The organism is Polaribacter irgensii 23-P (assembly GCF_000153225.1).
GTDB lineage: Bacteria > Bacteroidota > Bacteroidia > Flavobacteriales > Flavobacteriaceae > Polaribacter > Polaribacter irgensii.
The window spans coordinates 2,206,919-2,232,482 of record NZ_CH724148.1; the positions used below are offsets into that span (position 1 = coordinate 2,206,919).

Genomic DNA, 25,564 nt, shown 5'->3' on the forward strand with positions numbered 1-25,564 from the left:
CGCAACAAATAGAAAAAGCTATTTTATAACATTCCCTTTGTGCTGGGTAAAAACATTTTGTTAGCATCTCGTTTTACCGCCATTTTCATAGCCTTTGCAAATGCTTTAAAAATACCTTCTATTTTATGGTGTTCGTTGTTTCCTTCTGCCTTGATATTTAAGTTACATTTAGCACCGTCTGTAAACGATTTAAATAAATGGTAGAACATTTCTGTCGGCATGTCCCCTATTTTCTCTCGTTTAAATTCTGCATCCCATTCCAACCAATTTCGACCACCAAAATCTACAGCCACTTGTGCCAGACAATCATCCATAGGCAAACAAAAACCATATCTTTCAATGCCTAATTTATTTCCTAATGCTTTGTTAAACAGTTCTCCAAAAGCAATCATAGTGTCTTCTATGGTGTGGTGTTCGTCAACTTCTAGATCGCCTTTTACTTGAATGGTTAAATCCATATTTCCATGCCGACCAATTTGATCTAACATATGGTCAAAAAATGACAAACCTGTGGAAATGTTGTTTTTTCCAGAACCGTCTAAATTTACTTTAATATAAATCTTTGTTTCATTGGTATTTCTGGTAATTTCGGCAACGCGATCTTTCAATTTCAAAAATTCATAAATTTCTGACCAGTCTGTGCTTGTAAGCGCGATACATTCATTGATTTCTTGTGTAGAAGTATTGATTTCATCTGCCCCTAATTCTGGATTTTCAGACAAGAAAATACCTTTCGCCCCCAAATTTCTTGCCAGTTCCATATCGGTGATGCGATCTCCTAAAACAAAAGAATTCTCCAAGTCATAGTCGCTGGAAAAGTATTTTTTAAGCAATCCAGTTTTTGGTTTTCTAGTTGCGGCATTTTCATGCGGAAACGTTCTGTCTATTAAAATATCAGAAAAAACAACCCCTTCTTTTTCAAATGCTGAGAGCACTTTATTTTGCGCAGGCCAAAAAGTGTTTTCAGGGAAGCTGTCCGTTCCTAAACCGTCTTGATTGGTCACCATAACCAATTCGTAGTCTAATTCTAAAGCAATTTTTGCCATGTATTGAAATACTTTTGGGTAAAACTCCAACTTTTCTAAGCTATCTAGTTGATAATCTACTGGCGGCTCCAACACTAAGGTTCCATCTCTGTCAATAAATAATACTTTTTTCATAACGATATTTCTTTTAAAGCTTTCATTAATTGCTGATTTTCAAGAGGAGTACCAATCGTGAAACGCAGACAATTCTCACACAAAGCTTGCGTTGTTCTATTGCGCACTACGATTCCTTTTGCAATCAATTGTTCATAACGCGTGGTTGCATTGTCTACCTGAACTAAAACGAAATTGCAATCTGTGGGATATATAACTTTGACAAAGGCAATCTCTTTCAAGGCCTCTACTACTTTTGTGCGCTCTTGAATAATTTCAAAAACTTCTTTTTTTACAGCATCAATTTTTGACAATCTTTCTATTGCTTTTTGTTGTGTAAGCTCATTGACGTTGTAAGGTGGTTTGATACGATTTAAAATTTTTATAATTTCTTCAGATGCATAACACACGCCTAACCGAATACCTGCCAAACCAAATGCTTTTGATAGTGTTTGAGTAATCATTAAGTTCGGAAATTGCGCTATCTTTTCCAGCCAACTTTTTTGTTCTGAGAAATCAATATAAGCCTCGTCAATTACCACCAAGCCATTAAATTTTAACAAGAGTTCTTCTACAATTTCTATCGTAAAGGTATTTCCGGAAGGATTGTTTGGAGAACACAGGAACAAGATTTTACTATTTTCATCGACCTCCTTTAAAATCTGTGTCACTTTTGGTTGAAAATCTGTACTTAACAGTACCGGTCTATTTTCGACGGCATTGATATTCGCCAACACAGCATACATACCATATGTTGGTGGAAGCGTAATTATATTGTCTTGATTGGGTTCGCAAAAAGCTCTAAATATCAAATCAAGAACCTCATCACTTCCATTTCCTAAAAGGATGTTTTTACTGCTAATGTTTTTAACTTGTGAAAGTAATTCTTTAACATTTTGCTGCTGTGGATCTGGATACCGATTGACTCCGTTTTCAAAGGGATTTTCATTGGCATCTAAAAAAATCATTTCAGACGTGTTCACATCTTTGTACTCATCTCTTGCCGATGAATATGGTTTCAGAGCTTTTATATTTTCTCTAACAAGGCTCTCTAAATTGAATTTTGTTTTCATACTATAAAGACTTTAACAATCTTAATATTTACTCTTAATATCATTTCTAAAAGTACTTTTTTTTGCGGTTGGAATCTTCTTAAAGACCATCCCCACGCACCCCTTAAAGACACTTTAATTATTTATAATAGCTCTTTTAAGCGCAACGTAACCGCATTTTTGTGCGCTTGTAAACCTTCTGCAGCTGCCATAATTTCGATAGATTTTCCAATATTTTGAATGCCCTCTTTCGAAATTTCTTGAAAAGTAATACTCTTCATAAAACTGTCTAAATTTACTCCTGAATATGCTTTTGTAAATCCGTTGGTTGGCAAAGTATGATTGGTTCCTGAAGCATAATCGCCTGCACTTTCTGGGGTATAATTTCCAATAAATACCGAACCTGCGTTTTCTATGTTCTCAATATAAAAAGCATTGTTTTTTGTACAGACAATAAAATGTTCAGGGCCGTATTCATTGATCAGCTCTAAAGCAATGGCATCATTTTCAACAAAAATAGAAGTCGAGTTGTGGATTGCCTTTTGCGTAATTTCTATTCTTGGCAATTCTAAAAGCTGTTTTTCAATTTCAATTGACACTGCATCGATAAGTTTTTTTGAAGTAGAAACTAATACTACTTGACTGTCTATGCCGTGTTCCGCTTGACTTAATAAATCGGCCGCAACAAAACTGGCATTCGCAGAGTCATCTGCAACGATCAACAGTTCACTCGGTCCCGCAGGCATGTCAATCGCAACGCCGTACTTGGTTGCCAACTGTTTTGCAACCGTAACAAATTGGTTTCCAGGACCAAAAATTTTATACACTTGAGGAATTGTTTCCGTTCCAAAAGTATACGCTGCAATTGCTTGAATTCCGCCAACTTTTATAATTTTTGTAACACCACACAAATTTGCGGCGTATAAAATAGCAGGAGGAAGCTTTCCTTCTTTATTTGGTGGAGAACACAGTACAATTTCTTTACAACCTGCAATTTTAGCGGGTATCGACAACATTAATACAGTTGAAAGTAAAGGTGCTGTGCCTCCTGGAACATACAACCCTACTTTCTGGATGGGTCTTTTCTCTTGCCAACATTGCACGCCTTTCGTAGTTTCTACACTTACCTTTTCCGTCTTTTGTGCTGCGTGAAATTTGGTAATGTTTTCTTTTGCTTGCTGAATTGCTTCTTTTAATTCTTTGGGAACTAAAGAGATTGCTTCTTCAATTTCTGCTACCGAAACCAAATTACTATCTAGGGCAATACCGTCAAATTTCTCAGTATATTTTGCGACTCCAGCATCACCATTTGCTTGAATGTCTGTAAAAATTTCATTTACAGTCGCTTCAATATCACCTACTTTTTTGGTAGGTCTTTCTAAGATTTTATTCCAATCTTTCTTTTGTGGGTTTAAGATCGTTTTCATATTACAATACCATTTTTTCGATTGGACAAACTAAAATACCTTCTGCTCCATTTTCTTTTAAGCCATCAATTATATCCCAAAACTCATTTTTAGAAATGACGGTGTGCACAGAACTCCAGCCTTCTTCAGCTAAAGGAAGTACTGTAGGACTTCGCATTCCTGGAAGTAAATTTAAAATAGCCTCTAACTTGTCATTTGGAGCATTTAACAGTACATATTTAGAATCTCTTCCCTTTAATACGGATTGGATTCTAAATTGGATTTTTTGCAAGATGACACTTCTTTCTTCAGAAATTTTTGGAGAGACCGCCAAAACAGCTTCCGACTGGAGCAGCACTTCAATTTCCTTCAAACCATTTTTAAACAAGGTGCTTCCACTAGAAACGATGTCACAAATTCCGTCAGCCAAACCAATATTTGGTGCGATCTCTACAGAGCCACTTATGGTGTGCAATTGCGCATCAATATTCTGCTCTTTTAAAAACTTCATGACTGTTTCAGGATAAGAAGTTGCAATTCTTTTTCCTGCTAAATCTTTTAAAGAATTGGCTTTAGATTCTTTTGGTACTGCGATAGAAACTTTACATTTTGAAAAACCTAAACGCTCAATAAACGCCAAATCATTTCCTTTTTCAATCAAAATATTTTCACCTATAATAGCGGCATCTACTACGCCATCTCTAAGATATTGTGGAATATCGCCATTTCTTAAATAGAATACTTCTACTGGAAAATTTCTTGCAGAAGCTTTTAATTGGTCGATTCCATTGTCTATTGAAATTCCAATATCTTTTAAAATTTGCATGGAATCTTCGTTTAATCTACCTGACTTTTGTACTGCAATTCTTAAATTACTCATTTGTTGTTTTTTTGTGGTCTGAACAAATACGGCTTAAAATTAAAAAAACCCGTTTGATTTGCTCAAACGGGTTTATAAATATGTTGATTTTATTCAATACATTTTTAAATCGCTTGAATGCAATTGTAAAAATGATGATGATGATGTGCTTGAATAAAAGTCATGTTCTGTATTTTTTCTGCAAAGATCTTAATTTTATTTGTAATAAACCAAGGGGAGCAATTAAAAAAACATTAAAATCTTTAATTTTATCAAAAATTTAATATTTGGTTCTTTTTTCTGCTAAAAGAAAATGCAATGTTCCTTTTTTAATGGCAAAACAATTAAATCATTTCTGCTGCGATTTTTTTATAAGTGCCGTTTTCCAACAAGATTCGGATCGCAGAGAAAGCAGTAATGGTTTCTGAAATATCTTCTTGCGTATGTGTAGCTGTTGGTATAAGCCTCAGAATAATCAATCCTTTCGGAATCACAGGATAAACAACAATGGAACAAAATACGTTGTGGTTTTCACGCAAATCGTTGACCATTGCCATGGCTTCAGGGATGTCCCCCTTTAGAAACACAGGTGTAATACACGTTTGCGTTGTTCCTAAGTCAAATCCTGCCGCTCGCAATCCCGATTGTAAAGTATTGGTGTTTTCCCATAATTTTTGTTTTAATTCGGGCATTGTCCGCAACATGTCTAACCGCTTTAAAGCTCCTTTTACCATTGCTAATGGCAATGATTTGGCAAACGTCTGAGAACGCATATTGTACTGTAAATACTGTATTACATCTTTATTTCCCGCTAAAAAGGCTCCAATACCTGCCATAGACTTCGCAAATGTTGCAAAATACACATCAATATCATCTTGCACTCCTTGTTCAAAACCAGTTCCTCTGCCGTCTTTTCCTAAAGTTCCAAATCCATGTGCATCGTCTACGAGTAATCTAAAGTTGTATTCTTTTTTAAAAGCTACAATTTCTTTCAAACGCCCTTGCTCACCTCGCATTCCAAAAACACCTTCCGAAATCACCAGAATGCCACCACCTGTTTTTTCTGCCATTTTAGATGCGCGCTTAATGTTTTTTTCAAAACTTTCCATATCGTTGTGGCGATATACAAAGCGCTTTCCCGAATGCAAACGAACACCATCAATAATACAAGCATGTGTATCCATGTCGTATACAATGATATCGTTTTTTGTCACCAAAGCGTCAATAGCTGACATAATTCCTTGGTATCCAAAATTTAATACATATGCATTTTCTTTCGCTACAAATGCCGCGCACTCTTGTTCTAGTTGTTCGTGAAAAGGAGTGTGTCCAGACATCATTCTAGCGCCCATAGGATACGCTAAACCGTGTTCTGAAGATGCTTCTCCATCCACTTTTAAAATTTCTGGATGATTTGCCAATCCTAAGTAATCATTGATGCTCCAAGTAATTACTTTTTTACCATTAAAAAACATTCGATTAGAAATAGGTCCTTCTAATTTTGGAAAGACATAATAGCCTTCTGCAATGTCTGCCCATTTCCCTAAGGGACCTTTGTCTTTTCTAATCCTATCAAATAAATCTGTCGTCATATTCCGCTATTTTACTGTACGCAAAGTTAATAAATTCTGTGAGTTTAAACAATTCAATAAAACGTAGATTTTTGATGATTTAGTCAATAAAACCTTGTGCTTTCATCCACGTGTCACTATATATTTTTTTCATATACCTAGAGCCATGGTCGGGAAATATAATCACTACAAAGCTCTTTTTATCAAACATGTCTAAAGCAGCATACTGTTTGGTTGCTTGCATTACCGCTCCACTAGTATAGCCGCAAAATAAGCCTTCTTTTTGCACAATTTCTCTTGCTGCTAAAGCAGCATCTTTATCCCCCACTTTTTCATAGGTGTCAATCACATCAAAATCTGTAGCCGTTGGAATGAGTGATTTTCCGAGCCCCTCGATACGATACGGTTTTATTTTTTTAGGATCTAATTCTCCTGTTTCATGGTATTTCTTAAGAACAGAACCAAAAGCATCTACTCCTAAAACCTGTATCGCCGGATTTTGTTCTTTCAAGAATTTTCCAACACCTGAAATCGTTCCTCCAGTTCCACTGACGACTACTACATGTGTGACTTTTCCATTAGTTTGTTGCCAAATCTCCGGTCCTGTGGTCCTATAATGTGCCTCTATATTCAACGCATTAAAATATTGATTGATATACACAGAGTGCTCTGTTTTCTTGTGAATCGTTTTGGCGATTTCATAATAGGACCTTGGGTCATCAGCTGGCACGTTTGCTGGACAAACGTGCACTTCTGCACCCATTGTTTTTAATAAATCAATTTTATCCTTTGAAGACTTATCACTTACCGCTAAAATGCACTTATAGCCTTTAATAAGACTTATCATTGCCAAACTATATCCAGTATTACCAGAAGTGGTTTCTACGATGGTTGCTCCTTTTTTAAGAATCCCCTTTTTCTCGGCATCATTAATAATATGCAATGCAATCCGATCCTTTGAAGAAAGTCTTGGATTAAAATATTCTACTTTTGCATAATAAGCACCTTTTAAATCTTTTGTGATTTTTTGAAGTTTAATCAATGGTGTTTCTCCTACTAACTCTAAAATACTGTTGTGAATACCGTCGTTTTTAGTCATTCTAAATTTCACAAAAAATCTGTGATTTTTGTTAGCCCTAAATGTAAAAGTACAATTTTTGTTTTAAATTATAAATCGATTTTATGACGTACCCAAATTTTGTGCCAATTTATGTTCTAACAAAAGCAAAAAAGTAAAGTCTTTCGCCGTTTCTTTTAAAGCATCAAAACGACCAGAAGCACCTCCATGACCTGCCTCCATATTTGTCCTTAACAATAAAAGATTGTCATCTGTTTTTAGCTCCCTTAATTTTGCCACCCATTTAGCAGGTTCCCAATATTGCACTTGAGAGTCGTGAAAACCAGTGGTAACCAACATGTTCGGATACGCTTTTGGTTTTACTTGATCATAAGGTGAATATGATTTTATATAATCGTAATATTCTTTGTCATTTGGGTTTCCCCATTCGTCGTATTCCCCTGTTGTGAGTGGAATGGAATCATCTATCATTGTCGAAACTACGTCTACAAATGGAACTGCAGCAATAATACCGTTGTAAAGTTCAGGATTCATATTTATAATTGCTCCCATCAACAGACCTCCAGCGGATCCACCCATTGCATATAAATGTTTTGCTGAAGTGTACTTGTTGTCAATTAAATATTTAGAACAATCTACAAAATCTGTAAATGTATTCTTCTTGTTTAACATTTTACCATCTTCATACCAATTTCGTCCTAAGTATTCACTTCCACGAATGTGTGCCAAAGCGTATACAAACCCTCTGTCTAGCAAACTCAAGCGCGTGGTAGAAAAACCGTCTGGAATGGTATACCCATAAGAACCGTAGGCATATTGTAATAAAGGTGTATTTTCATCAAGCTTTGTATCTTTGTGATGCACAATAGAAACAGCTATTTTTTCACCATCTCGTGCGGTTGCCCAGAGACGTTTACTGCGATAATTTTCTTTGTTAAACTTACCGCCCAAAACTTCTTGTTCTTTTTTAATCTGCTCAGATTTATCCCGCATATTAAAATCAATTACGGAAGCAGGGGTTGTCATGGAATTGTAAGAATAGCGAATTATCTCTGTGTCAAAGTCAGGGTTTGAATATACGCCTACCGAATACGTTTCTTCTTTAAATGGCAGGTAATAATCAGCAGATTTATCCCAGCGCTTAATGCGTACTTTATTCAATCCATTCGTGCGTTCTTCCAGCACTAAGTACTCTTTAAATATTGAAAAATCTTCTAGTAATGTATCTTCCCTATGCGGAATTACATCTGTCCAGTTTTCTTTTTCGGTATTAGAAACCGGGGTTTTCATTAGTTTAAAGTTGGTTGCATTGTCTTTATTTGTCAACAAATAAAAATCATTCTCAAAATGAGAAACACTGTATTCTAAATCTCGCTCACGTCCCTGCAACATTGTAAATGTCCCTGTTGGATTGTCTGCATCTAAAAATTGAGCTTCCGTAGAAACCGTGCTGTAAGATCCAATAATAATGTATTTATTGGATTTTGATTTGGTTACATAGGTGCCAAAAGTTTCGTCTATTTCATGAAAAACTTCAACATCCTCAGAAGTTGGTGTTCCCAAAACATGTCTAAATATTTTTTCGCTTCTTAGCGTATTTGGATCTTTCTTCGTGTAAAAAAAAGTCCTGTTGTCATTTGCCCAAACAGAACCACCAGAGGTGTTTTCTATAATGTCTTTGTAAATTTCTCCAGTTTCTAAATTTTTAATTCGAAGAAAATATTGTCTTCGACTAACGGTGTCCGTTGCAAAAACGGCCAGTTTATTATCATTAGAAATATTGAGACCTCCCATTTGAAAATAATCAAAATCCTTGGCCATTTCATTTACATTGAACAAAATTTGCTCCGCTGCCTCTACGTTGTCTTTCTGTCTGCTGTAAATAGGGTATTGCATGCCAATTTCAAAACGGGTGCTGTAGAAGTAACCATTGTCTTTGTAAGGAACAGAAGAATCATCCTCCTTAATCCGTCCTTTCATTTCTTCAAACAACTGTTTTTCAAAATTCTTAGTTGAAGCAGTAATTTGATCATGATATGTGTTTTCTTCTTCTAAATAACCAATGACCTTTTTAGTTTGTTCATCTTTTATGTCTGCAAGCTTCTGCGCATCGGACAGACGCATCCAAAAATAGTTATCAATTCTTACATCATCGTGCAAGGATAATGTTTTGGGTTGTTTATCGGCTAAAGGTGCTTTAGAAGTTATATTTTTCATGGATTTATTTTTACAAACGAACACAAAAATAAGACTTAAAATTAGAGTTTTTGTAAATATTGCTTTCCTTTTTTATAGATTTAAGAATAGTTTATGTTTACTAAATTTAACATGCCCTTCGCAGGTAACGCAATAACAGTTTAAAAGCACTTTTTATAGTGGTTTATAAATACAAAAACACAACCAATAATGAACATTATAAATACAGAAGATTGTGTGACAATGCATACTTTCTAAATCCACATAATTGGTTCCCTTTATAATCATTGTATCGAATATCCTTGTAAACGTTCACTGATCACTTATAAAAATAATATAATTTGAGCAGTTCTAAAAGAGGATAACGAACTTGGAGGACACATTTTAAAAGTTGCTTATACCAGTTAAAAAAACGAGTTTTTTTTAATTATTTTCTAAATTCAAATGCCTATTTTAATAGAAGTAATTTCACCCAATTAACAGCTATCAAAAAATAATGATTCCGAAAAAACAAAAGAAATCCTCTTCAGGTAATAAAATACTCAAATACAGCCTTTCTATTCTGCTCGTTTTAATACTTGCAATGAGTGCAATTCCACTTTTATTTAAGGATAAAATTTTAGCATTGGTTTCGGATACCATCAATAATAAGATCAACGCAACAGTCAGCTTTAAAGAGCTAGATTTAAGTTTCTTTAGAAACTTTCCTTACGCAAGCTTAAGAGTAAACGAACTGGCAATCATAAATAAGGCTCCTTTTCTAAGAGATACGTTGTTTCATGCCGAAAAAATAAATTTTACCATAAAAATTACATCCCTATTTTATTACAAAACAGCACCCATAGCAATTGATCGTATTTCGGCAACAAACGGAACTCTGAACATCATTTTTGATAAAAATAATAGTGCTAATTTTGATATTGCTAAAAAAAATAATTCTGTGACAACGGAAACAGAGAGTGCGGTTGCCTTATTGATAAATGAATATGCACTAGAAAATATTAATTTTAGTTTTTCTGACGAAACTTCAAAAGTTAAGCTAGCACTAAATAATATTTATCACTCAGGAAAAGGAAATTTTACCAAAGAAATTTTAGATATTGACACCAAGACTACTGCTAAACTTTCTTTAGATTATCAAAATATAAATTATTTAAAAGATATAAACATAAAGTTGAATGCTGCTTTAAACATCGATTTACAAAATTCAAAATTCACATTTAAAGAAAACACTGCTTCTATCAATAAACTTCCTTTGGAGTTCAATGGTTTTATTCAATTAACCGAAGAAGGTCAGTTCTACGATATGGCATTCTACACACCAAACTCGTCATTTAAAAATTTACTAGCATTACTGCCAAAACAATATTCAAAAGATTTAAACGGTATCGAGACCAAAGGGAATTTTGACTTAAATGGAGTTGTAAAAGGATCTTTTACTGAAACCACGATCCCTGCGCTAAACATTTCATTTGTGTCTAAAAATGCCATGTTTAAATATACAAGTTTGCCGAAGTCAGTAAACAATATTAATATTGATGCCAGTATTATCAACACCTCAGGATATTTAAAAGACACAAAAATAGCAATTACAAACACATCTTTTAAATTAGATAAAGATCTTTTTAGCGCAAGCGGCAATGTTGTTAACCTTTTAGAAAATGCTACTGTAAATTTAAAAGTAAAAGGAAGCATCGACCTCGGTACTATTAAAAAAGTATATCCAATTACTTTTAAAAACGAACTAAAAGGGATTTTACAAGCAGATATCACCACACAATTTGATTTAAAATCTATTGAAAAAGAAACCTATCAACACATAAAAAACAAAGGGAATATTACAGTTTCTAATTTTAAGTTCAAAGCTGAAGATATAGCCAACCCTTTTTTTATTGACAAAACTTCGGTTTCTTTCACTACAAATACTGTTATCTTAGAAGAATTCAGAGCAAAAACTGGAGCATCAGACATCGCCATTCAAGGAAATTTAGAGAACTTTTATGGCTTTCTTTATAAGGATGAGAAATTGAAAGGAAATTTCAATTTAAATTCGACTGTTTTTAAAGTATCTGATTTTCTAACACAAAGCAAAACGACTAATACTAAAGAAAAAGAAACAATAAACTTAAAAATACCTTCTTTTTTAGATGTGCGCTTAGAAGCAGTTGCTAAAAAAGTAATCTATGACAATATCAATTTGACATCTGTTTCTGGAGAGCTACATATCAAAGAAGAATCCGTTCGATTAAAGAACATAACTTCCGCTGTATTTGGAGGAAATATTGATTTTGATGGTGTGGTTTCTACCGCAGAAAAGAGGTCTAAGTTTGCACTGGATCTAAACCTAAAAAAATTAAATATTGCAGACTCTTTTAACCATCTAAAAATGTTAGAGGCCATCGCTCCTATTACAGAAACCGTTGAAGGAAAAATAAATGCTACGTTGCAAGTCTCTGGTGATTTAAATGGCGACATAACTCCAAATTTAAAGTCTATTTTTGGGAGTTTACGGGGGCAATTGTCAAATACAAAATTAAAGCCAAAAAATTCGAAAGCATTAAACTTGTTGGGTTCTAAAATAGACTTCTTAGACCTAAATGAATTCAATTTAAATGATGTTAGTGCTTCTTTTTCTTTTGCTAATGGGCAAGTGCGTGTGCCTCCTATTAATATTAATTACAAAGACATTGCTATTAAAATTGAAGGATCGCATGGATTCAATACTGCTATGAATTATGACATTAACTTGGATGTTCCAGTTAAATATTTAGGAAGTACCGTTACAACTGCACTTACACAGTGCACTCCAAAAGATGTTGCTAGGATTAAAAGCATTCCTATTAAGGCCTCATTAAAGGGTAGCTTTTCGACACCTATCTTTTCTTCAAACATAAAAAATACGACAGCAGACCTCTTGAAAATTCTCTTAGAAAAGCAAAAACAAAGTGTACTAAAAACAGGAAAGGATAAATTGAAAAATTTACTTTTTAATAGCATAAAAACAAATAATACTAAAAACAAGATAAAGAATGTTTTGGGAGGATTCTTTGGCAAGATAAAAGATACAGTAAAGAAAAATTAGGTATTACAACAGCAGTATCCCATTTCCATTTCCATTTCCATTTCCATTTCCATTTTCAATCTACTACTTGCTGTTTTACGAGAGAGAAAATAGGCCTGCAAAAGCGACAATTGCCAATAAAAGATACACAGACAGCAATATAATTGTAAAAACTCCAATAAACTTATAATGAGATTTTAGCATTTTAAAAGCAGTTGCAAGCACTTTATCCTCTTTAGATAGCAGTGCTTTTTTCATTTTATTAGAGAATTGATTCAAGTAATAAAGAGGAAATATGTAGATGATAACAACAACAATATATGAAAATGTAATGAGTGCTCCCGCGTTAAAAGGCGAGGTTGCTATTTCTGGAACACTGCGATACGCCAAGCTTAAAAAAAAGCTACCAAAAAGCAACAGTCCTATACTAATAAATCCTAGCACAGATAAAAACTTGCACCAACTTGCAATTTCCTTTAAAAATTCTTTTGCATCCGGAGTTATCTTAAGTTCTTCTAATTCGGTAAGCACATTTTGCATAATCTTTGTATTTGATCTCTTATACTTTCAAAAGTAATGAATTTATAAGACCAAAAAAAAGCCACAAATATAAATTTGTGGCTTTAAATGATCTTTGTAGAATTTATTTCTTAAATTCAGAAATTGTGTTTTTAATAATGCCAACGCATTCCATTAACTGCACTTCCGTCATGACTAAAGGAGGAGCAAAACGAATGATATTACCATGGGTTGGTTTTGCTAGCAAACCGTTGTCTCTTAATTTCATGCAAATATCCCAGGCAGTTGTGCTGTCTTCGGTATCGTTTATTAAGATTGCATTTAACAGTCCTTTACCTCTTACCGATTTCACCAAGTGATTGGTTTTACAAAATTCTGTTAACTCAGATCTAAATATATGTCCTAATCTATCTGCGTTGATCGCTAATTTTTCATCTGCTACTACTTCCAAAGCGGCCATGGCAACTGCTGCTGCAATTGGGTTTCCTCCAAATGTAGAGCCGTGGTTTCCGGGACCAATCACGTTCATAATCGCATCATTTGCTAAAACAGCTGAAACAGGATATGCTCCGCCACTCAGTGCTTTTCCTAAAATAAGAATGTCTGCTTTGGTCTCTGGTTCTCCAGAACAGTTTTTCTCTGGACAAGCACAGTTTCCACAAGTAGCCAATAAACGTCCCGTTCTTGCGATTCCTGTTTGTACTTCATCCGCAATAAACAATACATTATGTGCAGCACACATTTCTTTTGCTGCTGATAAATAACCATCAGAGGGAACATAAACTCCCGCTTCTCCTTGAATAGGTTCCACTAGAAATGCAGCTATATTTTTACTGCTTTCCAATGTTTCTTTTAAAGCATGCAAGTTATCATACTCAATTTTAATAAAGCCATTGGTATAGGGTCCAAAATTCTTTCGAGCAACCTCATCATTAGAAAAAGAAATAATGGTTGTCGTTCTTCCGTGAAAATTATTTTCACAAACAATTATTTCAGCTTTATTTTCTTCGATACCTTTTACTTCGTAAGCCCATTTTCGAGCAATCTTCAATGCTGTCTCTACCGCTTCTGCACCGGTATTCATTGGTAATAACTTGTCATAACCAAAGTATTCCGTAGCAAATTTTTCATATTTACCAAGCATGTCGTTGTGAAAAGCTCTTGAAGTTAAACTCAATGTTTTCGCTTGATGCATCATAGCATCGACAATTTTTGGATGGCAATGTCCTTGATTTACCGCAGAATAAGCTGACAAGAAATCGTAATATTTTTTTCCTTCAACATCCCAGACATGAACACCTTCACCTTTACTCAAAACCACAGGAAGTGGATGGTAATTGTGCGCACCGTGCTTGTTTTCTAATTCAATTGCCTCTTGTGATGTAAGTTTGTCTAAAACAGTCATACTCTTAATTTTAAATGTTTATAATTAAATAACCATTCCTGTTCTACCTTTATCCTTTTAGCGAGAGCCAAAAATTCAGCGTGGGAAAGAAATCATCCCCGAAGTTTTACAAAAGTAATCAAAATAATTAACAAATTTAGTACTGTCCCAGTTTCAAAACTTCCTTTTCCTGACAACAGCACTTGGATTTTCTTTGGAATGCGGTCTGACGAATGCACCTTTGCGTTGCACTTTTAAGAAGGGAAATATTTCAATTTTAACGCTTCTTAGCAGGTTCTAAAAATTAAAATACAGTGGTACACCTCTGTAATCGAAAGTCATACAGCACTATTTTACCTACTGTTTTAGGTACGTCAAAAGATCATTTTAGACCTTTTTAACATAAATAATATTCATGGACAGCCTCTCAATAACTTTTCCTAATTTTGCGAACTAAAATAAAAATTAATGTCACGGAGAGAACGCAACCAATTTGTAAAAAAAAATCAAGTTTTAGAATTAAAAATTGAAGATTACGCTTTTGGGGGGAAAGGAATTGCACGCATTCATTCAGAAGAAGGAAGTTTTGTCATTTTTGTACCGAACACGCTTCCAGGACAATTGGTGAAAGCCCAAATTAGTAAATCGAGTAAAAAATATGCGGAAGCAAAATTAATCGACGTTTTAGAGGCTTCTCAAGACGAAATTCAAGTTCCGTATCAAGACATACCGGGAGCTCCTTACATCCAACTACCAATTGAATTACAACATAAATACAAAAAAGAAAGTACGCTTTCACTGTTCAAAAAAATAGGTAAAGTAGAAAATATAGATGCTTTATTTGACGAATTTGTCACTTCCCCAAATGTCTTTCATTATCGAAATAAAATGGAATATGGCTTTTCGGCAATTGGATATGACAGAATTACAAAAAGAGATAAAGACGAATTCACTTTAGGCTTTAAAAGACGGGGTGTTTGGTGGATGGGAGATGATTTAAATAAGGATTCTGGTTTGTTTGACAAACAAATGGAAGACCATCTAAAAAACATCAAGCAATATTGTATCGAAACAGGTTTAGATCCCTGGCATGGTCCAAAAAGAGAAGGTTTCTTTCGCTACTTTGTAGTGCGTAAATCTTTCAAAACGGACGAGTTGTTATGTAATTTAGTCACCACTTCACCAGAATTAGAGAAATTTGACCTAAATAAATTTGCTGACTTTCTAAAGGATATTTTTGGAAAGCGTTTAGCAGGTTTGCTACACACGATAAACGACGAAACTGGCGACAGAACAATTGCGACCTCTGGGAGTTTAAACTTGGTGTATGGAAAAGATAAAATTGTAGAGCAATTGTTGGGATTAGATTTTGAAATTAGCATGAAAAGTTTTTTTCAAACCAATCCTAAGTGTGCAGAGAAATTATATAATAAGGTCGTTGAATATGTTTTAGAAGACAAAACAAAAGTAGATAACACGGTGGTTATGGATTTGTTTTGTGGAACAGGAACCATTGGACAAATTGTAGCTTCTAAAAGTAAAAATGCTCAGATTATTGGGGTAGATATTGTAGCTTCTGCTATCGAAGACGCGGAAAAAAATGCCAAAAGAAATAATATTACCGGTGTGCAATTTTTCGCAGCAGATGTTGGAAAATTTTTAACATCACATCCAGAGTATGAAAACAAGATAAAAACAATTATTTTAGATCCTGCCAGAGCAGGAATTGCGCCCAAAACTTTGCAAAAAATAATCAATCTTAATGCAGATAGGATGGTTTATGTTTCCTGCAATCCTGCAACACAGGCTAGAGATACTGAATTACTGGGAGCAGCGGGATATGTAATCAAAAAGATGAGTTTAGTAGATCAATTTCCCCACACTGCGCACATAGAAACGGTTGTCTTATTTGAGAAAGTTTCGTAGTTCATCTTTTAAAGTTAGCGTTTTATTTAAAAATTGTTCGTTTATTAGAAGTTGAAAAGGTGCTGGCTCGAATGTTTAGATTCGAAATAAAATAAGATGAATTCAGCCATGTATAATACATGGCCATTGCTATTTCTAAAATTGAACACCCGTTATTTAAAGGCAAGCAACTAAAAATAATGTGCATTTTATGCTGTTTTTATAAAAGTTAGTATCTAAAGTGTTAAATCAACTCATAATTTCAATAGAATTAGGTGGTATTATTAAAAATGAAACTATTTTAGCACCGCAGAGAACAGAAAAAGTAAAGACCAATTACACGATTAAGATTATAGATAATTTAAAAATCCAAAAAAATCAATTAAGAATCCTTTTTAAAATAAAAAAATGAAAAAACTAACAGATTTCGAAATAGAAAAAAAGTTACCAGCACTCTTAGAATGGGAATATTTTGACAATGCCTTACATACAGATTTTGAATTTGATAATTTTAAAGATTGCATGTCTGCAATGAATAGAATTGCTTTCGAATGCGAAGCTTTAAACCACCATCCAGAATGGTCTAATGTCTATAATAAATTAGACATTACCCTAACAACTCATGATGCAGACGGTGTTACTGAATTAGATTTTAAATTGGCAGCTGCAATAAATAAGATTGTAGAAGTTGAAGAAGAATAATGTATTTAAATCAATTTAATTTCCATTTTTAACGCGTGAAAAAAGAAGCACTAATTTTATTGTTTGGCTGTTTTGTATTTGCAGGTTGTGAAAAAGACGATTTCTGTGTAAAAAATCCTGTGACATCAAAATTAATAATTGATTTCTACGACGATACCAATAGGGAAACTTTAAAAAAAGTAGAGCGTTTCTCAATAATTGGAGCAGGAAAAACCGACAGCCTTTTCACGAATCAGAGCCTAAATAGCATTTCAATTCCTCTAAACTCCTTAACTTCAGAGACGGTTTATACATTCAAGAAAAACACCACAAACGGTGCTTCTGAGAATAATGAAATTGCAGTATTTTCTATTCTGTACGATACTGAGGAAGCCTATGTTTCTAGATCTTGTGGATTTAAAGTTATTTTCAAAAATGTAGCGTTCTCAGCGGACACCAATTCATGGATTACCGCTTTTACACCGACTACCATTACTAATCTAGATGATCAAAGCACAGCTCATGTTCAAATATTTCATTAGTTGCTGTCTTCTTTTTGCATGGACAAACAATTTTTCTCAGGAAAAAACACAAGACAATACACCTCTTAAAACGCAGGATACTATTATCTATAAAACAAACTACGGACTGCGCTTAGGAATTGATATCAGCAGACCATTAAGAACCTATTTTGAAAGTGCTTACAGTGGGATGGAAATTACGGCAGATTATAGGATCCGAAAGAATGTATACATTGCTACGGAGTTCGGATATGAAAAAAATACAAGTATTGAAGATTACTCCAACTCAACATCAAAGGGAAACTATATGCGACTTGGCCTTAATTTTAACGCTTACAAAAATTGGTTGGATATGAATAATGAGATTTTTATCGGACTTCGATATGGTTTCAGTCTTTTTGATCAAACTTTAAACAACTATACTCCGAATGTTTCAGATGCTGAAAGTGGCAATTATTTTCCAGCAACGTTAAGTTCCAGTTCTGTGTCTGCTGTAAATCTAAATGCACATTGGTCAGAATTAATGATCGGTCTTAAGGCAGAAACATTGAAAAATGTTTTTATCGGAATTTCTGTTTCTTACAAAATTTTAATCAGCGCAAAAGATCCCAAAGATTTTAAAGTATTATATGCGCCTGGGTTTAATCGAATTTTTGAAAGTCAAACAGGTTTTGGATTGAATTATACGATTAGTTATTTAATTCCATTCGCAAAAAAATAAAACTACTTTCACAACCATTCTTTTTTCAGTAACTTTATAATTCTTTTAAAAAAATCGACTACTATGAATAAAATACCAAGTGTAAACTTAGCAGATTTTTTATCTGATGATTTAGCGAAAAAACAAAAATTTATAAATGAAATAGGACACGCCTACGAAAACATCGGTTTTGTTGCTTTAAAAGGTCACTTTTTAGATGAGGCTTTAGTCACAGATTTATATGCTGAAGTAAAAAACTTTTTTGATTTACCCGTAGCATCCAAAGAGCGGTACGAAATTCCTGGCATTGGAGGCCAAAGAGGGTATGTTTCTTTTGGAAAAGAATCTGCAAAAGGCAAAAAAGAGGGGGATTTAAAAGAATTTTGGCATTTTGGACAATACGTAGAAGATGATGCGGAAAGAGCAAAAGAGTATCCTGATAATGTTTTAGTCGATGAGCTTCCAAAATTCAATGAGGTTGGAGAAAAAACTTTTAAAATGCTAGAAAAAACGGCCAAATACGTGTTGCGTTCTTTGGCTTTGTATTTAAATTTAGAAGAGACTTATTTTGATCACTATATACGAAATGGAAATAGCATTTTAAGACCCATACACTACCCTCCAATCAAAACAGCACCTCAGGGAGCAGAAAGAGCTGCTGCCCACGGAGACATCAACTTAATAACACTTTTGATGGGCGCTCAAGGAAAAGGTTTACAAGTACAAAATCTCAATGGAGAATGGATTGATGCCATGGCAGAGCCTGATGAAATCATGATCAATGTTGGAGATATGTTGGCAAGACATAGCAATAACAAACTAAAATCTACCATCCACAGAGTTGTCAACCCTCCAGAAGAATTGTGGGGAACTTCACGCTATTCCATTCCATTTTTTATGCATCCAATATCAGAGATGAAATTAGATGTTTTAGAAGATTGTGCAGATGCAGCGCATTTAAAACAGTTTGAAGACATAACGGCTGGCGAATTTTTAGAGCAACGATTAAAAGAATTGGGATTGAAAAAATAATCTTTTTCACTCAAGAAAAACAGCATTAAATAGTACATCTGTAGACTGTAAAACAAATGGATTTAAAAGAGCAATTAAAAAACTTATTTCCCACACACGAGGAGACACCAGAAGTTAAAGTAGAAACCGCTAATATTTGGCTTCAAGACGATCCGATTATCTGCAAATATGAAAAACGGAAAGGGAAACCAATTACTATTTTAGAAGGGTATACGGGAGCGACTGCTGATTTTAAAATTTTAGCGAAAGAAATTAAAACAAAGCTTTCTGTCGGGGGTAGTTTTAAAGATGATAAAATTATCATTCAAGGTGATTTTAGAGACACCATCATGGAAATGCTAAAAGACAAAGGTTTTAAGGTTAAAAGAGTGGGAGGATAAAAAATAAATATGAGTATAAAAGAATCTGAATTAATATTAAATCACGATGGTAGCGTTTATCATTTGAATTTAAAACCAGAAAATATAGCCAACGATATTATTTTTGTTGGTGATCAAGACAGAGTTGAAAGTATTAGCAATCATTTTGATTCTATAGAGTTTACAACTCAAAAAAGAGAGTTTAAAACAACTACAGGTATTTATAAAGGAAAAAGATTGTCAATCATTTCGACGGGAATTGGACCCGACAATATCGACATCGTTCTAAATGAATTGGATGCATTGGTAAACATCGATCTAAAAACAAGAACACCAAAGAAAGTCTTAACTTCTTTAAATATTATAAGAATTGGAACTTCAGGTTCTTTACAAAAAGACATTCCTGTGGATTCTTTTTTAATGAGCTCTCACGCCTTAGACCTGAATGGCATGCTTCACTCCTACCAAATTGAAGAAATATCAAACCAAGAAATTGAAGATGCGTTTGTAAAACACACCCATTGGAATCCAAAAAAAGCACATCCTATTTTAATTAAAAACAGTGCTGTACTCGCGAAGAAATTAATGTCTGAAAAAATATTTACGGGAATTACAGCAACAGCAGGAGGATTTTACGGTCCACAAGGTAGAGTTTTACGTTTGCCGTTGCAAGATGCTGCTATTAACAGCAAAATGGATTCTTTCAGTTTCAATGGTGCTCGAATTACCAATCTTGAAATGGAAACTTCTGCTATTTACGGTTTGTCTAAGCTGCTTGGCCATCAAGCACTATCTATGAACGCAATCATAGCAAACAGAGCAGACGGCACATTTAGCGCAAACTATAAAAAAATCGTGGATGGTTTAATCGAATATTGCCTCGAAAAATTAGTAGAATAAATGACGGAATTAAAAGTTGGCGGTGTACCAGAGCACTTTAATTACCCTTGGTATTTGACATTAAAAAACAAAGAATACACGAAAGAAAATATAAATCTTAGGTGGAACAACTTTCCTGGCGGAACTGGAGAAATGTGTAAGGCGCTTCGCAGTGGTGAAGTAGACATTGCGATTGTTTTAACGGAAGGGATTATAAAAGATATTGCAAACGGAAATCCTTCTAAAATTGTACAAATATTTGTAAAATCACCTTTAATTTGGGGAGTACATGTTGGTGAGAAATCAACATTTAAAAGCATTAAAGAATTGGAGCATGGCACGATCGCCATTAGTAGATTTGGCTCAGGCTCTCATTTAATGGCCATTGTCAATGCTTTTAATCAGGGATGGGATATAGCTTCTCTAAAATTTAAAGTCGTAGGAAATTTACAAGGCGGAATTGATGCCTTAACAACCGGTACTGCCGATTATTTTATGTGGGAGCATTTTACGACCAAACCGCTGGTAGATCAGGGAGTATTTAGAAGAATTGAAGACTGTCTTACCCCTTGGCCCTGTTTTGTAATTGCAGTAAGAAATGAAGTTTTAGAGCAGCATCCCGAAGCCGTTTCCCGTATTTTAGATATTATAAACAGAAAAACAAGTACTTTCAAAAATATTGAAAATATTGATGAAATTTTAGCAGTACGCTATGAACAGAAGTTAGAAGACATTCAAAAATGGTTAAAAATTACGACATGGAGTGATGGAAAACCAATCACAAAAAATTCGATTACAAGCATCCAAAAGAAAATGCTTCGATTCAATGTGATCAAAGAAATTAAAAATTCTGCTGCTTTTGTAAAGAAAATATAATCTTAATTTTTTAAATAAACGAAATGAAAAAAATAGTCTTTATTTTAATTTGTATTTTAGGTAGTATCTGTTTTTCTTCTTGTAAAAGTACTTCCTCTCCTTGCGGTTTAGCAGATAATTCTCTTCTAAACCAAACCCCATTAGTTCATTTCAATTTCGCTTAGTTTATGTTGTAAGCCCTAAAATTAGAAACTTTTTATTGCAGAATGCATTTGTAAAAGTCTTTTTTTTTACCAGCTTATTTCCTGTGCACCAATTGACTTTAGAAATGTATTCGTTTTGGAAAAATGTTTAGATCCAAACCATCCTCTCCAAGCTCCTAATGGCGAAGGGTGTGGAGCTATCAGTATTTTATGTTTCTCTGTATCTATAAAATTTATTTTACTTTCGGCAAATTTTCCCCAAAGTAAAAACACTATATTTTCTTTTTTGGCAGAAATTTCAGCTATCACTGCATTTGTAAATGTCTCCCAGCCCCTCTTTTGGTGACTACCCGCAACGTGTGCTCTTACTGTTAACGTGGCATTTAGTAGCAGCACTCCTTGAACTGCCCATTTCTCTAAATCGCCATTCTTTGGAACCTGTTGGTTTAAATCTGTCTGAATTTCCTTAAATATATTTTTTAAAGAAGCGGGATGTTTCGTGCCTGCTTTCACTGAAAAGCACAGCCCGTTCGCCTGATTTTCGTCATGATATGGGTCCTGACCAATTATCACAACCTTTAAATCTTCAAAAGAACAACAATTAAAAGCATGAAAAATAGCTTCCTTTGGTGGAAAGCAACGCTGGGTTTTATACTCTGCTTCTACAAAATTAGTCAAGTCTTTAAAATAAGGTTTTACAATTTCACTTTCTACGATTATTTTCCACAGATCCCCCATTTTTAACTCCATAGTTTCTTATTTTTGTAAAAAAATCAAACTTACAAATTTGTATACAAATATTTCAAAAAAAACATTACAAGATTTAGAATTTTCAACAGTTCTTCAGCACATTTCAGAACGTTGCATTTCGGGGTTAGGAAAAGAGAATGTACGTGAAATACAGCCGATAACTGGCCGCAAGCAACTCTTTACAGAGCTGCATTTAGTCAATGAATATTTGTCATCTTTTCAAAGTGAAAACAGAGTGCCAAATCATGGATTTGACACCATTACTGAAAGTGTAAAAAGGTTAAAAATAGAAAATAGTTTTATAGAGACTTCAGAATTTTTAAAAATTGCGGCAGCTTCCTTGACGGTAAATGAACATTTAAAATTCTTTAAAAAATTAAAACTTCAATTTCCTACATTTTTTATACTGTCCCAAAAAATAGAGTTTACAACCTATGTAGATGATGAGATCAAAAGAATTATTGATCTGTCTGGAGAGGTTAAAAACAATGCCTCTTCTGTATTAAAACAAGTGAGAAGAGATATTAATAATATCCGTGGTAAGATTGGTGCCAGTTTCTCCAGCAGCTTGTCAAAGGCGATTGCTGCAGGATATTTAGATGATATTAAAGAAACCGTTGTCGACAATCAGCGAGTTTTAGCGGTTTCTGCAATGCACAGACGAAAAATTGCAGGAAGTCTTTTAGGCTCCTCTAAATCTGGAAATATTGTATACATCGCACCACAAGCAACCTTGGCCTATGCCCGAGAGTTTCAGAACTTAGAATATGAAGAGAAACAAGAAATTATAAAAATATTACGCACGTTAGCAGAGACAATTCGACCGTTTACGGGCCTCATGGAGGAGTATATAGCTTATTTAGTGCGCACAGATGTGGTGAGTGCAAAAGCGAAGTATGCAGTAGAAATGGATGCTATTTTGCCTTTAATTACAAAGGAAAAAAGAATTTTCTTTAAAAATGCAGTACACCCTATTTTATGGCGAAAAAATAAGGAGCAAAAAATCACTACAATTCCACAGTCTATAGAGCTGAATGAAAAACAGCAAATTATAGTCATTTCTGGACCAAATGCAGGTGGAAAAAGCATTACGCTAAAAACCATTGGATTATTGCAGTTAATGTTGCAAAGTGGTATTTTAATTCCTGTTGAGGAACGCAGCCAGACCTATATTTTTGATAGTATTTTAACGGATATTGGGGACAATCAATCTATAGAAAATCACTTAAGTACGTATAGTTATCGCTTAAAAAACATGCATTATTTTTTAAAAAACTGCAATGAAAACACCTTGTTTTTAATTGATGAATTTGGTACCGGAACTGATCCTGAATTGGGGGGTGCCCTAGCAGAAATTTTCTTAGAAGAGTTTTATGAGAAAAAGGCTTTTGGCATCATTACAACCCACTACTCCAACTTAAAGGTGTTGGCAAATGAATTAGAAAATGTAACCAATGCAAACATGCAATTCGATGAGCGCTCTTTAGAGCCTTTATTTAAATTGTTTGTTGGACAAGCGGGAAGTTCTTTTACTTTTGAAGTAGCACAAAAAAACGGCATTCCATATAGCCTTATTAACAAAGCTAAGAAACGAGTGGATACCGAGAAAGTCCGTTTGGATAAAACCATTTCTAAACTGCAAAAAGAAAGAACAATTTTACAGCGGAATTCTGAGAACTTGGCAAAACAAAAACTGAAAGGGCAAGAGCACTTAGAGAGTTTGCAAGAGAAAGAAGATAAAATTCAACTTAAATTGGCCGGCTTTCAAGAGTTATATGACAACAATCAAAGAATGCTTTCTTTGGGAAGAAAAATCAACGAATTTTTAAATAAGTTCTTTCAAAATAACAATAAAAAAGAACTGAATGCAAACTTTAACAAGTGGGTTACAGACGAAAAAGTAAAGTATGCTAAAAAAAATCCTTTGACCCCAAAATCAAAGTCACAAAAACAGATTGCAAAAGTTGTTGAAAAGCAAATACAAGCAGTTATTAAAAAGGTAGAGAAAGAGGTCTTAGAAAAGGTGGTAGCAGTGCGCGAAGAAAAGGAGATCGCAGAGGTGAAAATTGCCCAAGAAAAAGCGACTTACGTCTACGAAATAAATGACAGAGTCCGCATAAAAGACTCCAATTCAATTGGTACCATCGATAAAATAGAAAAGAAAAGTGTGACTATTAATTATGGTGTTTTTACTACAAAAACTGCGATTAGCAATCTTGAGTTGGTAGAAAAAGTAAAGAAATAAATAATATTTATTCTTTTTTTTAACGATTAAAAACAACAAATGCCGTCTGAATTGATCAGACGGCATTTGTTATACAGTTTAAACGAAACGCTGAAATGACTGTTTTTTTGATTCGCTCTTAGAAGATTACTTTTTGGTAAGTACCCATAGTTCTACTTCTTCAGTTCCTCTCCAGTGTTGATTTCTTTTTGTTTTGTCGGAAGCAACTTTTACTAGTTTCTTAATGCACTTTTCTACTTCAAACCGAACCCCTTTTGCAATCTCTTTCTCAATCGGATGTTCCTTTGAAACCTTGGTTATTTGTGCGATGTTAGAAAACAAAATAACAAGTTTTCCGTCTTTAGCCAATTTGTTATTTGCCTCCGCAAAGAATTTTGGAAAGAGATTTTTGTTATAGTAAATAGCTTCGTCCAAATTTTCTATACCTGAGCTTGCCGGCAACCAAGGAGGATTAAAAACGATTAATTCTGCTTCTTTATCTATCGCAGCGAAAAGGCTTCCGTAATATAATTCTATTTTTCGTGACAGCTTTGTGTCTCCCATATATTCCTTTAGACCAACAATCGCATTCGGATTTGTATCGGTACCAAAAACTTTTTGAAAACCGTGTTGTATCATTTGAAAAGAAAGAACCCCACTGCCAATTCCTACATCAATCGCAGATTTTTTCGGACCTGTGTAACGTTTTAACCAATTGTCAAATAAGATTAAATGATCGAAACGCGTCGGGAAATAAGTTCCGTAATACGGGTGTATTTTGTTTCTCAATACGGGCAGAGATATTCCGTTTTTATACCACTGCCAAGCACTATTCAATCCCTGTACTTGCGGAAAAGTTAATAAAAAGTTAGTGGTGTCTGGATACAACTTTTCGATCCATCCTATCTTAGGAGCTTTGTGGACTGCCACCTGGTGCCCTGTAATTTCTAATAAAATTTGATTTGATAATTTGTGATATTCCGCGCGATATGCACGCTGTTCTGTAAAAGTTTTATTGGGTAATCGATTGCTGAGATGTTTGTGCAGTTCTTTTAAAAGCAACATTCCGTTGCTATAAAATTCCGTTATCAAAACTGAGGCACCCGCTTTCATTGCGTATATTGTCTCTCTTACGTCGGTGTTGCTGTCAAAACGTATTGTGTTTTCAATAGTAATGCTCGGTGTTGGTTTGTTAATTTGTAAGGTATCAGTCATCAATTAAAATTCTA

Annotated in this window: 21 protein-coding genes; 10 read left to right on the plus strand and 11 right to left on the minus strand. The window is 34.2% G+C overall.

Going from position 1 to position 25,564, the window contains the following annotated elements; all coding sequences use genetic code 11:
• Positions 1-23: 23 nt before the first annotated feature.
• The 7 genes from hisB to PI23P_RS09900 all read right to left on the minus strand — a co-directional run bounded on the left by hisB (position 24) and on the right by PI23P_RS09900 (position 9,322).
• Positions 24-1,160 carry a bifunctional histidinol-phosphatase/imidazoleglycerol-phosphate dehydratase HisB gene (hisB, locus tag PI23P_RS09865; RefSeq protein ID WP_004570684.1) on the minus strand — a complete coding sequence of 379 codons (1,137 nt, stop codon included), beginning with the start codon at positions 1,158-1,160 and terminating at the stop codon, positions 24-26.
• Entirely contained in the window at positions 1,157-2,212 is a 1,056-nt protein-coding gene (gene hisC / locus PI23P_RS09870) for a histidinol-phosphate transaminase (RefSeq protein ID WP_004570685.1), read from the minus strand. Before hisC ends, hisB begins: the two co-directional genes overlap by 4 nt.
• Positions 2,213-2,334: 122 nt before the next feature.
• A complete protein-coding gene (gene hisD / locus PI23P_RS09875) occupies positions 2,335-3,618 on the minus strand; it encodes a histidinol dehydrogenase (protein ID WP_004570686.1) in 1,284 nt (427 codons plus the stop codon).
• A gap of 1 nt (position 3,619) precedes the next feature.
• Entirely contained in the window at positions 3,620-4,477 is an 858-nt protein-coding gene (gene hisG, locus PI23P_RS09880; RefSeq protein ID WP_004570687.1) for an ATP phosphoribosyltransferase, read from the minus strand.
• Positions 4,478-4,800: 323 nt separating this feature from the next.
• On the minus strand, positions 4,801-6,048 hold the full coding sequence (gene capB / locus PI23P_RS09890; RefSeq protein WP_004570689.1) for a cysteate-C-fatty acyltransferase: 1,248 nt from the start codon (positions 6,046-6,048) through the stop codon (positions 4,801-4,803).
• Between the two features lie 79 nt (positions 6,049-6,127).
• Positions 6,128-7,126 carry a cysteate synthase gene (gene capA / locus PI23P_RS09895; protein ID WP_004570690.1) on the minus strand — a complete coding sequence of 333 codons (999 nt, stop codon included), beginning with the start codon at positions 7,124-7,126 and terminating at the stop codon, positions 6,128-6,130.
• Between the two features lie 81 nt (positions 7,127-7,207).
• Positions 7,208-9,322 carry a S9 family peptidase gene (locus PI23P_RS09900; protein WP_004570691.1) on the minus strand — a complete coding sequence of 705 codons (2,115 nt, stop codon included), beginning with the start codon at positions 9,320-9,322 and terminating at the stop codon, positions 7,208-7,210.
• A gap of 475 nt (positions 9,323-9,797) precedes the next feature.
• Here PI23P_RS09900 and PI23P_RS09905 point away from each other — a divergent pair, with 475 nt between their 5' ends.
• Positions 9,798-12,383, plus strand: a complete 2,586-nt coding sequence (locus tag PI23P_RS09905) for an AsmA-like C-terminal region-containing protein (protein ID WP_004570692.1) — start codon at positions 9,798-9,800, stop codon at positions 12,381-12,383.
• Positions 12,384-12,458: 75 nt separating this feature from the next.
• Here PI23P_RS09905 and PI23P_RS09910 read toward each other — a convergent pair whose 3' ends face one another.
• Together PI23P_RS09910 and rocD are read right to left on the minus strand one after the other, a co-directional pair.
• A complete protein-coding gene (locus tag PI23P_RS09910; RefSeq protein ID WP_004570693.1) occupies positions 12,459-12,902 on the minus strand; it encodes a hypothetical protein in 444 nt (147 codons plus the stop codon).
• 103 nt (positions 12,903-13,005) lie between these two features.
• Entirely contained in the window at positions 13,006-14,286 is a 1,281-nt protein-coding gene (rocD, locus tag PI23P_RS09915) for an ornithine--oxo-acid transaminase (protein WP_004570694.1), read from the minus strand.
• A 447-nt stretch (positions 14,287-14,733) separates the two neighbouring features.
• On the opposite strand from rocD, the gene rlmD reads away from it, so the two are divergent.
• The 8 genes from rlmD to PI23P_RS09955 all read left to right on the plus strand — a co-directional run bounded on the left by rlmD (position 14,734) and on the right by PI23P_RS09955 (position 21,218).
• Positions 14,734-16,191 (plus strand): 23S rRNA (uracil(1939)-C(5))-methyltransferase RlmD, encoded by a 1,458-nt coding sequence (gene rlmD / locus PI23P_RS09920; protein ID WP_004570695.1) that lies wholly within the window; start codon positions 14,734-14,736, stop codon positions 16,189-16,191.
• A gap of 387 nt (positions 16,192-16,578) precedes the next feature.
• Positions 16,579-16,872 (plus strand): 4a-hydroxytetrahydrobiopterin dehydratase, encoded by a 294-nt coding sequence (locus tag PI23P_RS09925; RefSeq protein ID WP_004570697.1) that lies wholly within the window; start codon positions 16,579-16,581, stop codon positions 16,870-16,872.
• A 35-nt stretch (positions 16,873-16,907) separates the two neighbouring features.
• On the plus strand, positions 16,908-17,393 hold the full coding sequence (locus PI23P_RS09930) for a DUF6452 family protein (protein ID WP_004570698.1): 486 nt from the start codon (positions 16,908-16,910) through the stop codon (positions 17,391-17,393).
• On the plus strand, positions 17,374-18,093 hold the full coding sequence (locus PI23P_RS09935; RefSeq protein WP_004570699.1) for a DUF6048 family protein: 720 nt from the start codon (positions 17,374-17,376) through the stop codon (positions 18,091-18,093). Before PI23P_RS09930 ends, PI23P_RS09935 begins: the two co-directional genes overlap by 20 nt.
• Before the next feature lie 63 nt (positions 18,094-18,156).
• On the plus strand, positions 18,157-19,104 hold the full coding sequence (locus tag PI23P_RS09940) for an isopenicillin N synthase family dioxygenase (RefSeq protein WP_004570700.1): 948 nt from the start codon (positions 18,157-18,159) through the stop codon (positions 19,102-19,104).
• Between the two features lie 56 nt (positions 19,105-19,160).
• Positions 19,161-19,484 carry a translation initiation factor gene (locus PI23P_RS09945; RefSeq protein WP_004570701.1) on the plus strand — a complete coding sequence of 108 codons (324 nt, stop codon included), beginning with the start codon at positions 19,161-19,163 and terminating at the stop codon, positions 19,482-19,484.
• A 9-nt stretch (positions 19,485-19,493) separates the two neighbouring features.
• The gene (locus PI23P_RS09950; RefSeq protein ID WP_004570702.1) at positions 19,494-20,363 is read left to right on the plus strand and encodes a nucleoside phosphorylase; all 870 of its coding nucleotides are present in this window, start codon (positions 19,494-19,496) and stop codon (positions 20,361-20,363) included.
• Entirely contained in the window at positions 20,364-21,218 is an 855-nt protein-coding gene (locus tag PI23P_RS09955) for a substrate-binding domain-containing protein (protein ID WP_004570703.1), read from the plus strand. It abuts the gene before it with no gap.
• A 230-nt stretch (positions 21,219-21,448) separates the two neighbouring features.
• On the opposite strand, the gene PI23P_RS09960 is transcribed toward PI23P_RS09955, so the two are convergent.
• Positions 21,449-22,111 carry a uracil-DNA glycosylase gene (locus PI23P_RS09960; RefSeq protein ID WP_004570704.1) on the minus strand — a complete coding sequence of 221 codons (663 nt, stop codon included), beginning with the start codon at positions 22,109-22,111 and terminating at the stop codon, positions 21,449-21,451.
• 37 nt (positions 22,112-22,148) lie between these two features.
• Between PI23P_RS09960 and PI23P_RS09965 the strand changes: the two genes are divergently transcribed.
• Positions 22,149-24,356 (plus strand): endonuclease MutS2, encoded by a 2,208-nt coding sequence (locus PI23P_RS09965; RefSeq protein WP_004570705.1) that lies wholly within the window; start codon positions 22,149-22,151, stop codon positions 24,354-24,356.
• 126 nt (positions 24,357-24,482) lie between these two features.
• On the opposite strand, the gene PI23P_RS09970 is transcribed toward PI23P_RS09965, so the two are convergent.
• Positions 24,483-25,550 (minus strand): methyltransferase, encoded by a 1,068-nt coding sequence (locus PI23P_RS09970; protein WP_004570706.1) that lies wholly within the window; start codon positions 25,548-25,550, stop codon positions 24,483-24,485.
• Positions 25,551-25,564 lie beyond the last annotated feature (14 nt).

Coding starts and splice junctions, on each gene's coding strand:
- hisB (WP_004570684.1), bottom strand. CDS start 1,160: ATGAAAAAAGTATTATTTATTGACAGAGATGGAACCTTAGTGTTGGAG.
- hisC (WP_004570685.1), bottom strand. CDS start 2,212: ATGAAAACAAAATTCAATTTAGAGAGCCTTGTTAGAGAAAATATAAAA.
- hisD (WP_004570686.1), bottom strand. CDS start 3,618: ATGAAAACGATCTTAAACCCACAAAAGAAAGATTGGAATAAAATCTTA.
- hisG (WP_004570687.1), bottom strand. CDS start 4,477: ATGAGTAATTTAAGAATTGCAGTACAAAAGTCAGGTAGATTAAACGAA.
- capB (WP_004570689.1), bottom strand. CDS start 6,048: ATGACGACAGATTTATTTGATAGGATTAGAAAAGACAAAGGTCCCTTA.
- capA (WP_004570690.1), bottom strand. CDS start 7,126: ATGACTAAAAACGACGGTATTCACAACAGTATTTTAGAGTTAGTAGGA.
- PI23P_RS09900 (WP_004570691.1), bottom strand. CDS start 9,322: ATGAAAAATATAACTTCTAAAGCACCTTTAGCCGATAAACAACCCAAA.
- PI23P_RS09905 (WP_004570692.1), top strand. CDS start 9,798: ATGATTCCGAAAAAACAAAAGAAATCCTCTTCAGGTAATAAAATACTC.
- PI23P_RS09910 (WP_004570693.1), bottom strand. CDS start 12,902: ATGCAAAATGTGCTTACCGAATTAGAAGAACTTAAGATAACTCCGGAT.
- rocD (WP_004570694.1), bottom strand. CDS start 14,286: ATGACTGTTTTAGACAAACTTACATCACAAGAGGCAATTGAATTAGAA.
- rlmD (WP_004570695.1), top strand. CDS start 14,734: ATGTCACGGAGAGAACGCAACCAATTTGTAAAAAAAAATCAAGTTTTA.
- PI23P_RS09925 (WP_004570697.1), top strand. CDS start 16,579: ATGAAAAAACTAACAGATTTCGAAATAGAAAAAAAGTTACCAGCACTC.
- PI23P_RS09935 (WP_004570699.1), top strand. CDS start 17,374: ATGTTCAAATATTTCATTAGTTGCTGTCTTCTTTTTGCATGGACAAAC.
- PI23P_RS09940 (WP_004570700.1), top strand. CDS start 18,157: ATGAATAAAATACCAAGTGTAAACTTAGCAGATTTTTTATCTGATGAT.
- PI23P_RS09945 (WP_004570701.1), top strand. CDS start 19,161: ATGGATTTAAAAGAGCAATTAAAAAACTTATTTCCCACACACGAGGAG.
- PI23P_RS09950 (WP_004570702.1), top strand. CDS start 19,494: ATGAGTATAAAAGAATCTGAATTAATATTAAATCACGATGGTAGCGTT.
- PI23P_RS09955 (WP_004570703.1), top strand. CDS start 20,364: ATGACGGAATTAAAAGTTGGCGGTGTACCAGAGCACTTTAATTACCCT.
- PI23P_RS09960 (WP_004570704.1), bottom strand. CDS start 22,111: ATGGAGTTAAAAATGGGGGATCTGTGGAAAATAATCGTAGAAAGTGAA.
- PI23P_RS09970 (WP_004570706.1), bottom strand. CDS start 25,550: ATGACTGATACCTTACAAATTAACAAACCAACACCGAGCATTACTATT.